8 protein-coding genes and 1 pseudogene are annotated in these 11,230 nt (G+C 64.0%); all 9 read left to right on the top strand.

Features of this window, described 5'->3' with window-relative positions:
* On the top strand, positions 1-460 hold a 460-nt coding region (locus AB1609_06880), incomplete at its 5' end, for an ABC transporter permease (protein ID MEW6046190.1).
* Positions 450-1,421, top strand: coding sequence for a glycine betaine ABC transporter substrate-binding protein (locus AB1609_06885; GenBank protein ID MEW6046191.1), 972 nt, complete (start codon positions 450-452; stop codon positions 1,419-1,421). The genes AB1609_06880 and AB1609_06885, both read left to right, overlap by 11 nt.
* A 38-nt stretch (positions 1,422-1,459) precedes the next feature.
* Positions 1,460-2,611, top strand: coding sequence for an ABC transporter ATP-binding protein (locus AB1609_06890; GenBank protein MEW6046192.1), 1,152 nt, complete (start codon positions 1,460-1,462; stop codon positions 2,609-2,611).
* Positions 2,612-4,178: 1,567 nt separating this feature from the next.
* A pseudogene (locus tag AB1609_06895) lies at positions 4,179-5,153 on the top strand (trimethylamine methyltransferase family protein).
* Positions 5,154-5,172: 19 nt separating this feature from the next.
* Positions 5,173-5,631, top strand: coding sequence for a trimethylamine methyltransferase family protein (locus AB1609_06900; protein MEW6046193.1), 459 nt, complete (start codon positions 5,173-5,175; stop codon positions 5,629-5,631).
* 23 nt (positions 5,632-5,654) lie between these two features.
* Complete coding sequence (locus tag AB1609_06905; protein MEW6046194.1) at positions 5,655-6,404, top strand: aspartate/glutamate racemase family protein; 750 nt, start codon at positions 5,655-5,657, stop codon at positions 6,402-6,404.
* 245 nt (positions 6,405-6,649) lie between these two features.
* Positions 6,650-7,450 carry a methyltetrahydrofolate cobalamin methyltransferase gene (locus tag AB1609_06910; protein ID MEW6046195.1) on the top strand — a complete coding sequence of 267 codons (801 nt, stop codon included), beginning with the start codon at positions 6,650-6,652 and terminating at the stop codon, positions 7,448-7,450.
* Between the two features lie 247 nt (positions 7,451-7,697).
* Positions 7,698-9,344 (top strand): urocanate hydratase, encoded by a 1,647-nt coding sequence (hutU, locus tag AB1609_06915; protein ID MEW6046196.1) that lies wholly within the window; start codon positions 7,698-7,700, stop codon positions 9,342-9,344.
* Positions 9,345-9,559: 215 nt separating this feature from the next.
* Positions 9,560-11,086: a histidine ammonia-lyase gene (hutH, locus tag AB1609_06920; protein ID MEW6046197.1), complete on the top strand. Its 1,527-nt coding sequence runs from the start codon at positions 9,560-9,562 to the stop codon at positions 11,084-11,086.
* The last annotated feature ends 144 nt before the right edge of the window (positions 11,087-11,230 follow it).

The raw sequence follows: 11,230 nt of genomic DNA on the forward strand, positions 1-11,230 counted from the left end.
GGGGATAGGAGAGCTTCCTGCTCTGGTGGCTCTGTTCATCTACGGGCTCCTGCCGGTAGTGAGGAACACTTACGTGGGCATTACGGGGGTTGACCCGGCGGTGGTGGAGGCTGCCACCGGCATGGGGGTGACGGACAGGCAACTGCTCTGGCTCATCGAACTGCCCTTAGCCATGCCGGTAATCGTGGCCGGGTTGCGGACTATGACGGTCATGACCATCGGGACGGCGACCATCGCCGCCATGATCGGGGCAGGAGGGCTAGGGGTGCTGATATTCAGGGGGATCAGCACGGTGAACAATGCCATGATCATAGCCGGCGCGGTGCCAGTGGCGTTGCTGGCCGTGCTGGTCGATTGGATCCTGGGACTCGTGGAAAGGAGGCTGATGTCGCGTCCTGCGTTTCGGGGGCAGAAAGAGAGCGATCGGATGCGGGTCAAGGGACAAGTACATGGGGTTTGACGGGAAGTACCACAGAGAGGAGGCTGATGTTATGCTGAAGAGAGCTGCGATTGCCTCGCAGGTTCTGGTGGCAGTGGCGGTGATGATTGTGCTGGCAGTGGGGTGCGTGACCAAGAAGGCCGAGCAGCCGCAGGCGGGTCCGGCTCCTGCGCCGGCGGAGAAGAAAATCGCCATAGGGGCCGAGCAGTGGACGGAGGGGTTAATCTGCTCAGAGCTGATGGCTCAATTGGCTGAAAAGCACGGCTTTAAGGTAGAACGTAAGTTCCATCTTCAGGGCAAGGAACTTCTGCACGCCGGGATAACGAGCGGCCAGTTCGATGCCTACCCGGAGTACACTTCGAGCGGTTGGCTCTTCGTGCTGAAGCAAGAACCCATTCACGACCCGGATGTGGTGTTTGAGAAGGTGAAGGCGGCGTACGAGGAGAAGTTCGGCATCACCTGGCTGCCCACTCTTGGATTCAACGACACCTACGCGCTGGCGGTGACTAAGGACTTTGCGGCCAAGCACAATGTGAGGACCTGTTCGGAGCTGGCGAAGATCAAGGGCCTGCGGTTTGGGGCCGAGCCCGATTTCTTCGAGCGGAAGGACGGTTACGATGGGCTCGTCGAGACGTACGGCTTCGACTGCAAGAAAGTTCAGCTCGAGATCGGCCTCAAGTACAAGGCGCTGGCGGAAGGCAAGGTGGATGTAATCGATGCCTTCACCACCGACGGGCTACTGAGGGTGTACGACCTAGTCATTCTCGAAGATGACAAGAGGTTCTTTGTCCCCTACTACTGCTGCCCCATCGTGCGCATGGATACCCTGAAGAAGTATCCAGAACTGAGAGATATCTGGGGCGCCCTAGCCGGAAAGATCAACGAGGAAACCATGGTGGCCTTGAATTACGAGGTTGACGTCAACAAGCGGGATCCCGCCGAGGTGGCGGCAGAATTTCTGCGGAAGCTCGGTCTCCGGTGAATGAGGTGTCTCCCGGCTTGTGGGGAGGGCCGGAGGGCGTGGAAGGCGTGGCCGTTTTAGGGCCGGGATCGGGACGGGGTCCGGCGATGATCGAGCTCGAGGACGTGTGCAAGGTCTACCCAGGTGGTCTGGTCGCGGTCGATCACGTGACCCTGAGGATCGAAAAGGGCGAGATGATTGCCGTGATTGGACCGTCGGGATGCGGCAAGACCACCACGCTCAAGATGATCAATCGCCTCATCGATCCCAGCTCGGGCACCATCAGGGTAGGCGGAGAGGATATCAGCCGAGTTGACCCGGTGCAGCTTCGCCGGCGTATCGGCTACACCATTCAGCAGGTGGGGCTGTTCCCCCACATGACTGTGGCGGAGAACATTGCCTTCGTGCTCAGGATCACCGGGCGTCTCCGGGAAGAGCAACGCCGACGGGCCGAAGAGCTAATCCAGCTGGTGGGGATGCCCGAGTCGGTCCTGGGGCGGTATCCGGCCGAACTGAGCGGCGGCCAGCAGCAGAGGGTGGGTGTGGCCCGGGCTCTGGCGGCGGACCCCGAGGTGGTTCTCATGGACGAGCCGTTTGGAGCCCTGGATCCCTTGACCCGGGAGCAGTTGCAAGACGAGCTCATCCGGCTTCACGCTCAGTTAAGCAAGACCATCGTCTTCGTGACCCACGACATCCAGGAGGCATTCAGGTTGGGTGGACGGGTAGCTCTGATGCGGGCCGGTAGACTGGTCCAACTCGGGCGGCCGGCGGATTTCATCGAGCGGCCGGTAGACGATTTCGTGGCGAATTTCGTGGGCCTGCGGGGATTCCTGAACTACCTGGCGGCGGTCCCCGTGAGGGACGTGATGGTTACCGACTTCCCCCGGGCGAGGATTGGGACCGTGGCCGGAGATGTCGACGCCCTCCTGGGTGGTTGGGATGCGGCGGTGGTTGTCAGCGGAGACGGGGTGCTTGCGGGAGTCGTGCGGCGGGAGAACCTAGCCCCCGGATGCATCATCGACGGTCCGGTGGTGGCACCACTGCACCGCGGAGTGGATGCCTTTGCCCCCGTGGGTCAGGCGCTCGAGGAAATGCTGGTGCGCGGGCTAACCTGGTTGCCGGTCGAGGAAAACGGTCGGCTGGTGGGGATGATCACCTTCCGCAGTTGCTTCAAGCTGTTTGGCGCCCGGGGTATACGGCCGCGTTCCTGAGGCCCGCCCCGGGCGGCCCGACAGGGGAGCAAGCGGATTTCATCGCTGCGACATGGCTGGTGCTTTAGGGAGCGCGGGTAGGCGATTATGGGACAGGCGCGGATCCCCGTGAGTGGGAACGGAGGACGGTTGGGTGGAACATGGAAGTGGAGGTTACCGGGTCAAGGGGGGCTCCTGGCCCTGCTTTGGTGGGACTTCGCGACCGTCCGCTTCGTGGGGGGTAGCCCCTCGGGGTGTCGTGGGAGTGTGCCCATTCAGCTCGTGCTCTTGGCTGGGGGGCCACAACCAGCCTGGTAGCCGGGCAGGCGCAGGAGAAAGCCGATGATAGAGCTGACCGGGAGATCGCTTCCTACCACGGACGTGGGGGAAGTCGCTTGCCGCGGCCGCAAGGTTGGCTTGGCGCGCGGGGTTAAAGAACGCCTGGAGAGGGTCGGGTGGTTGTCGAGGGTGCGATCGAGACAGGGTGTCCCTTTTAGGGGGTAAACACCGGTTTCGGGGCTTTGGCAACAGCATTGGCGCGGTACAGGCGGTACAGAGGATCCAGGAGTTGCGGCGGAACCTCATCCGCAGTCATGGCTGCGCGGTGGGCGAGTGTTCCCCCCAAGGTGGTAAGGGCGGTGAATTGGGCGGAGACTGTGGGCGTGTGCAAAGAGAGGCCGTCCAGGAGAGGGGCATGCCGCGGGGGAGGAGCACGTGCAGGAGGGAACGTGACGTGCGGAAGAGGGCGGTGCTGGGTGCGGGAAGAGGCTTTGCCGGGCGGAAGCTGGAGAATGCATTCCCAGCTTCAGTGAGGGACGGCGCCCAGGGGTGGTTGCCGTCACCCTGGGGGCGGGCCGGTCGAGAGTGGGGTTTTTAGTGCTGGAGGCGTCCCTTCTGACCTGTCTATAACCGCGCTGGATAGGCCAACACCATAGGCACTTCCGAACACGCTAATGGAGATCGGTTTTGCAGGTTGCCCGGCGGCGACTGAACTCGTCGATATGGAGACCCCCACGGCGAGCATCCTGCATCGGAGCGAGGAGCGTGATCCGGTTGGACCCATGAAGGGTATCAAACCTGGCAAAGTGCGTGATTTGGCCTGCCGGTTGGGCTGTGGCATCGCTGAAGAGCATGGGCTCCGGGTGTTCCTGTAAGGGGGGGCACCATCCGGCCTGAGCAACTGGCGGCTAGCCGACATCCGCCGAGGAGAGGACGAGGGACCCATGATCGCCATCTCTCATGCGGAGTGCCGTTCCGAGGCGGACGGAGTAGCGGCGGGAGCCCGCCCTTTTGGAGGGTGCTTTCCCGGTTGTCGCGGGGGTGCAAGCCGCAAGGGCGAGAGATCCGGGTGCCGAATAGTGCACCCCGGCGGCGATCCTCCGTCAGCAAGGCAGAAAGGGTCATGCCTCGGGCGGATGTGCTGCGGGTGGTCATCACCTGCAGGTTGCCCGCAACTGGCACGAGAGACGGGGACGTTGCCTTCAGGCAGCTTCACGGGCGGGGTCTGGAGTTGTTTGCCATGCAACGAATGGACTGCTGGTCTGCGTAGCGGCAAGTGAGTCAGGGTCTGAGGTTGGAGGTAGGACCAGTGAGACTAGCTGTACAACCTCTGACGGTTTCCGACATTAACCGGATACACGGCTGGGCACTGGACGTCCTGGAGCAGGTTGGTGTCGATTTCCGTGACGAGCAGGCACTTGAAATGTTCCGGCACCGCGGGGCGCGGGTGGAGGGATCGCGGGTGTTTCTCCCCGCCCACCTGGTGGAGGCGGCGCTGGAGACCGTGCCCCGCTCCTTTTCGTTGCTGGGGCGGAACCCCTCCCGTCGAGTGACGATAGGCGGCAACGGGCCGGTGCTGGCTGCGGCCAGCGGCGCCGTGTACGTGGTGACGGGAGAGGGCGAGCGGCGCCCGGCGAAAGCAGGCGACTGCATCCGGTTGGTGAAGCTGGTTCAGGGTAGCCCCTGTGTCCAGGTCAGTTGTGGAGGAATGGTTGTTCCCTGGGACGTGCCGGTTGACCAAAGGTACGCTTTCATGATGCTGTGCAGCCTGTGGTTCTCCGACAAGCCCGTACACGGCTTCGCCGATGGAGCCCACGCGGCCCGGGATTCGATCGAAATGGCACGGCTGGCCATGGGAATTGAGGAGGACTGGGGGAGGCCGGAAGGCGCGAAGTTTGTCATCGCCACCGTCAATCCCACGTCGCCCCTGCGGTACGACCGGGAGTCGATCCAGGGGCTGATCGAGTTTGCCCGTGCCTGCCAGCCGGTGGTACTAGCTTCTTGCGGCATGGCCGGATCCACCAGCCCCGTCACGCTTTCCGGCACGCTGGTTCTGACTCATGCGGAAATCCTGGCCGGGTTGGTGTTCGTGCAACTCATAGGCCCCGGCACTCCGGTGGTGTACGGCAACGTGTCGTGTCCGTGCGACATGCTCACGATGAAGCCGGCGTTGGGGCGTGCGGAAATGCCCCTGCTGACAGCTGCAGCAGCTCAACTGGGCCACTGGCTGGGCCTGCCTTTCCGGGGCGGCGGGTCGCTCACGGACAGCACCGGCCTGGATGTGCGGGCCGGGTACGAAGTCGATGCTGAACCTGCTCGTGACGGCTGCGGCGGGAGCCGACTTCGTCTTGCAGGCCTTGGGCGTTCTGGATTCCTTCGCGTCCATTTCTTACGAGAAGTTCATGCTCGACGAAGAACTGTTCTCGGTTGTCCTGAGACTGCTCAAGGGGTTCAACCTCGAGGAGGGGCGAGCTGGACCCGACCTTATCCGGGAAGGAATTGAGGCGGGGCATTTCCTGATGGCCGAGTCAACGTGTAGGTACCTTCGGGAAGAACTCTGGATCCCCAGGTACAGGTCGCGTTCCCGTGAAGGACTGGCCGACGAATTGCGACAAGCCTGGGAGTCCCGCCTGCAGGACTGGGCGTGCCAGCCGCTGGATGAGGATTGCCACGAGGCGCTGCTTGCCTATTACCGGTCCCGTTACGGCACTACTCCCGAGTGGTTTGCAACTGGAGGACCCCGGTCCGAGGGCAGTAAGTGATCTGAAAAGGGGGAGCCAGACTGATGACCCTGAGAGCGAAGGTGAGGAAGGGGATTCTAGCCTACGGGATACCCATCGGGATCCTAGCGTTGGACGATAGTTACGCGTGCATCCCCGGGGATGTGCGCAACGCCCTGACCTACGATTTCCCGGTGCTTTACCGAAGGGTCGAAGGGCTCGACATAGTAACGGCTACCCGGCGGCTGGCCGATTACCCGGTGGACAGGGTGGTGGAGGCCGCTCAGGCACTGGAGCGGGAAGGCGTGGGGGCCATCACCGCAGAGTGCGGGTACCTGGCCCTCTATCAAAGAGAAGTGGCGGCAGCGGTATCGGTGCCCGTATTCCTTTCCAGCCTCATGCAGGTACCTTGGGTCGAGCGAATGCTTGGACCGCACCTCACGGTAGGAGTATGCGTAGCGGAGGCTAAGTTCCTGACCCCCAACCACCTGGAGGCAGTGGGGATCACGAAAGGAATGCGGGTTAAGATCATGGGGGTTGAGGACGACGGGCGGGCGCCAGCGTTCGAGGCGGTATTCTACCGGGGGCAGGATTTGGACGTAGCGGCTGCGGAGGCGGACATCCTGCGAAACGTAGGCGAGTTCGTACGCCGGAACCCGGACCTCGGTGCGCTGGTGCTCGAATGTAGCAGCTACCCACCGTATGCCCGTGCCATCCAGAGGGAATTCGGGCTCCCGGTATTTGACTACTACACCCTGATCCGATTCGTGTTCGAAGCAGTTTGCCACCGGTCGTGGGAGAACATCACGGCCTGATCCGGTGCTCCTTGCCCAGGTCATCCCCTCTCGCTTGCGTGGTTCTCGTGGTCCCTGCAAGCCAGGTTACGGGGGAGGCTACGTGGAGTTGGTCCCGATGTAATGCGGGGTCCGTTTCACCGCTTCGCAGCTCATCATGCATTTGGCGGCACTCCGCAAGGGTGCGTTATCGTCTTCGCAGTGCCCGCCGTTGTTGACGGATGCGGGTTGTTTTCAGTGAGATACGATAGCCGGAGGTGGGGCAAGTGCTAATCGTCGGAGAAAGGATCAACACCAGCAGAAAAGGGATGACTGCTGTGGTCGCCCGGCGGGATGCCGGGGCTGTGGTCCGGGAGGCTGCCCGGCAACGAGAGGCCGGGGCCGACTTCATCGACGTGAACGCGGGAACGTTGCTTGCGGATGAGCCGGAGGCGCTCCGCTGGCTGGTGACCACCATCCAGGGGGCACTCGACGTGCCGCTCTGTGTGGACAGCCCCAACCCGGCGGCCATGGTAGCCGCCCTTGAGGTGCACCAGGGCAAGGCGCTGCTTAACTCCATAACCGCCGAGCGGGAACGCTTCCGTGCGGTGCTCCCACTGGTGAAGCGGTACGGGTGCGGGGTGGTGGCGCTTTGTCTGGACGATTCCGGCATGCCGTCTTCGGCTGAGGAGGCGGTGCAAAAGGGCAGCCGGCTGGTGGAGGACCTGATGGAGGCAGGGGTTCCTGCTGAGGACATTTACGTGGATCCCCTAGTGCGCCCGGTGAGCACCGATTACCGGGCCGGGGTGGCAGTGTTGGAGGCAATCCGCGTCCTGCGGGAGAAATACCCGGGTGTGCACACCATTTGCGGCCTGAGCAACGTCTCCTTCGGGCTGCCCCAGCGCCGGCTGCTGAATCCGGCCTTCCTGGTAGCCGCCATGTCTGCCGGACTTGATGCGGTGATCCTTGACCCGCTGGATGCCAGGTTGATGGCCCTCCTGCGAGCGGCTGAGGTGGTGCTGGGCCGGGACGAGTACTGTGGGCGGTACCTACAGGCCTACCGTGAGGGCAGGCTCGCAGAAAGCTGAACTGACTGGTGACGCAGGCAGTCGTACCCGCGTCTTGATTTATCCCGCCTTGCCCGGTGGCGCTGGGTACCCGGAGCCACGGTTGTTGGACGGATGCTGGGGGCTGGGCGACTGGGGGGTGTAGTCTGGGCATAGCATTCTCCGCTCCGGAGAGCTGGTATCCAAGAGTTCTGTTGGGATAACAAGGGCTTGGGGGATGCTATAAGGCTGTATTGGTGCAGTCTCGGCGTGAGGAGGGGATGCCATTATGACGACCATCCGTGCTCCACGAGGCAATCACATCTCATGCAAGGGATGGCCGCAGGAAGCCGCCCTCCGGATGCTGATGAACAACCTGGACCCGGAGGTGGCCGAGAAACCCGAGGAACTGATCGTGTACGGTGGCACCGGCAAGGCGGCGCGAAACTGGGAATGCTTCGATGCCATTGTACGGACGTTGCGGGAATTGGAGAACGACGAGACATTGCTGGTGCAATCGGGTAAGCCCGTGGCGGTCTTCAACACCCACCCCATGGCCCCCCGCGTGCTCATCTCCAACGCCATGCTGGTCCCGGCCTGGGCCACCTGGGATAACTTCTGGCAGCTAGAAGCGCGGGGCCTGACCATGTACGGTCAGATGACCGCGGGGAGCTGGATATACATCGGCGCCCAGGGGATCATCCAGGGTACCTACGAGACCCTGGCCCAGGTGGCGCGCCAGCACTTCGGGGCAAGCCTGAAGGGGCGTTTCGTGCTCACGGCCGGCCTGGGTGGCATGGGGGGTGCCCAGCCCCTGGCCATCACCATGAACGGGGGCGCGGGCCTCATCGTTGAGGTGGACCCCGCCCGCATCAAGCGCCGCCTGGACAAGGGGCTGGTGGACCGGGCGGTCACCTCTCTCGATGAAGCCCTCGACATCGTGCTGCGTGCTCGTGACGCCGGGGAGGCTGTGTCCGTGGCCCTGCTGGGCAACGCGGCCGAAGCGCACCCTGAGCTGGTCAGAAGGGGGATCGTGCCGGACGTGGTAACTGACCAGACGTCGGCCCACGATGCCCTGGGGGGTTACATCCCGGCCGGCCTGACGGTCGAACAGGCCGCGGAATTGAGGGCGCGCGACCCGCAGGAGTACGTGCGGCGGTCCATGGAGACCATGGCGGTGCACTGCCGTGCCATGGTGGACTTCCTGCGCAAGGGGGCCGTGGTCTTCGACTACGGCAACAATCTGAGGGGACAGGCGCACAAGGCCGGGTTCTCCGACGCCTTTGCCTATCCCGGTTTTGTGCCGGCCTACATCCGGCCCATGTTCTGCGAGGGTCGCGGGCCGTTCCGCTGGGCGGCCCTGTCCGGGGATCCCGAGGACATCTACCGGACCGACGAGGTAATCCTGCGCGAATTCCCCGAAAACGAGACGCTGACCCGCTGGATTCGGCTGGCCAGGCAGAAGGTGCCTTTCCAGGGACTGCCCGCGCGCATCTGCTGGCTTGGCTACGGGGAGCGGCACCGTATTGGCTTGACATTCAACGAGATGGTCCGGACGGGGAAGCTGAAGGCTCCGGTGGTGATCGGGCGCGACCATCTGGATAGCGGGTCTGTGGCCTCCCCGTACCGGGAGAGTGAGGGCATGCTGGACGGCAGCGACGCCATTGCCGACTGGCCCATCCTCAATGCCCTGGTGAACACGGCCGCGGGAGCTCACTGGGTCAGCGTGCACCACGGGGGCGGGGTAGGCATCGGATATTCCATCCACGCCGGGATGGTAGTGGCGTGTGACGGGAGCGATGAGGCGGACCGGCGCCTCGAGCGGGTGCTGGTGACCGATCCGGGTACCGGGGTAGTGCGCCACGCCGACGCGGGTTACGAGGCAGCCATCCGCTGCGCCCGGGAGAAAGGGATCCGCATCCCCATGCTGGAGTAGTCCGGCGGGGGCGGGACACGGCGAAGCTGTGTAGAATGCGTCCCTACAACTTCACGGGATGGCGCCCGGGGCTCCGGTGGCGGGTTCTGCGCAAGCGCGGAGGGGTCCGGCCGGGTGCCCCCAGTGCTTTCGCTGGGTGGTGGGCCGTGGTCCCGCCGCAGCCGGTGATGAGGACTGCCTGGAAACCTGGGGTGTGAGGGGGGCAGTGCAGCAACGTGAAGACCGTGGTGCTGACCGGGTCGACCCTTACGGTGCTGGAAGTGGAGGGCGTAGCGCGTCGGGGTTGGAAGGTCAAGGTGGGGGAGGAGGCTGCCCGTCGGGTTAAGGCGGCGCGGGAAGAGGTGGAGCGTCTCGTCGCCGAGGGGCGGGTGGTGTATGGTGTCACCACCGGGTTCGGGCGGCTGGCGGACGTGGTGGTTTCGCCGGAGCAGGCTGCTGCGCTGCAGCGCAATCTGATTCGCAGTCATGCTGCTGGGGTAGGGGATCCGCTTCCCGAGGACGTGGTGCGGGCTGCGATGACGCTGCGGGCGAATGCGCTGCTGAAGGGTTACTCGGGGATTCGTCTGGAGGTTATCGAGACGCTGGTGCAGATGGTGAACCGGGGTGTGCACCCGGTGGTGCCGGAGAAGGGGTCGGTGGGTGCCAGTGGTGATCTGGCGCCGCTGGCCCATGTGGCGCTGGTGCTGATGGGGGAAGGGGAGGCCTTCTACCGCGGGGAGCGGTTGCCTGGGGGGGAGGCTCTGCGTCGGGCGGGGATTGAGCCTGTGGTGCTGGGGGCGAAGGAAGGTCTTGCCCTGATCAACGGCACTCAGGTGATGAGTGCGATGGGTTGTCTGCTGGCGAGCGAGGCTCGTCGGCTGGTGGGGACGGCTGATGTAGCTGCTGCGCTGAGTCTGGAGGCGCTGCGGGGGCAGATAGCGCCTTTTCATCCTCTGGTGCAGATGGCCCGTCCCCATCCGGGTCAGGAGGAGGTGGCCCGGAACATTCGGCGGCTTACGGAGGGCAGCACCCTGCTTACTGGTCCGGGGGAGCTGCGTGTCCAGGATGGTTACTCTCTGCGGTGTGTTCCCCAGGTGCACGGGGCGTGTCGGGATGCTCTGGCGCACCTGGCGGAGGTGGTGGAGAGGGAGATCAACTCGGCGACGGACAACCCGCTGGTATTTCCGGAGGAGGGTTTAGTTATATCGGGTGGCAATTTTCATGGGCAGCCGGTGGCGATGGCGCTGGATTATGCGTGCATAGCTCTGGCTGCGCTGGGTGGTATATCGGAGCGGAGGCTGGAGCGTCTTCTGAATCCGGGGCATAGTGGGCTTCCTGCGTTTCTTACGAGGTCGGGTGGGTTGTGTTCTGGTCTGATGCTGGTGCAGTACACGGCTGCGGCTCTGGTGTCGGAGAACAAGACGCTGGCGCATCCGGCGAGTGTGGATTCGATACCCACTTCTGCTGGGCAGGAGGATCATGTATCGATGGGTCCGTGGGCGGCGCGCAAGGCGCGGCGGGTGCTGGAGAATGTGGAGTGGGTGCTGGCGGCGGAGTTGCTGGCGGCGGCGCAGGCGGTGGAGTTCCTGGGGCCGCGGGGGCTGGGTGCGGGTACGGGACCGGTGTGGCAGTTGATTCGCCGTCACGTTCCGCCCCTTGAGGAAGATCGTCTGCCTGCGCCCGACCTGGCGCGGCTGAAGGAGCCGGTCAGCGCGGGCGACATCCTGCGGGCGGCCGAGGAAGCAGTGGGGCCCCTCGCGTGAAAGAGGCCCACCGTGCTGGGGTGGCGCCCCTGGCGCTGGCGCCGGGTGTAGCCGGACCCTCTGGCGGGCTGGAAGGTAGCGACAAGCGAGAATGGGGTAGGCGTGTCAAGTGGAACTGATGTATGAGTTTTTGGGGTTGCGGGC

The organism is Bacillota bacterium (assembly GCA_040754675.1).
GTDB lineage: Bacteria > Bacillota > Limnochordia > Limnochordales > Geochordaceae > Geochorda.

Coding starts and splice junctions, on each gene's coding strand:
- AB1609_06900 (MEW6046193.1), top strand. CDS start 5,173: ATGCTGAACCTGCTCGTGACGGCTGCGGCGGGAGCCGACTTCGTCTTG.
- AB1609_06885 (MEW6046191.1), top strand. CDS start 450: ATGGGGTTTGACGGGAAGTACCACAGAGAGGAGGCTGATGTTATGCTG.
- hutU (MEW6046196.1), top strand. CDS start 7,698: ATGACGACCATCCGTGCTCCACGAGGCAATCACATCTCATGCAAGGGA.
- AB1609_06905 (MEW6046194.1), top strand. CDS start 5,655: ATGACCCTGAGAGCGAAGGTGAGGAAGGGGATTCTAGCCTACGGGATA.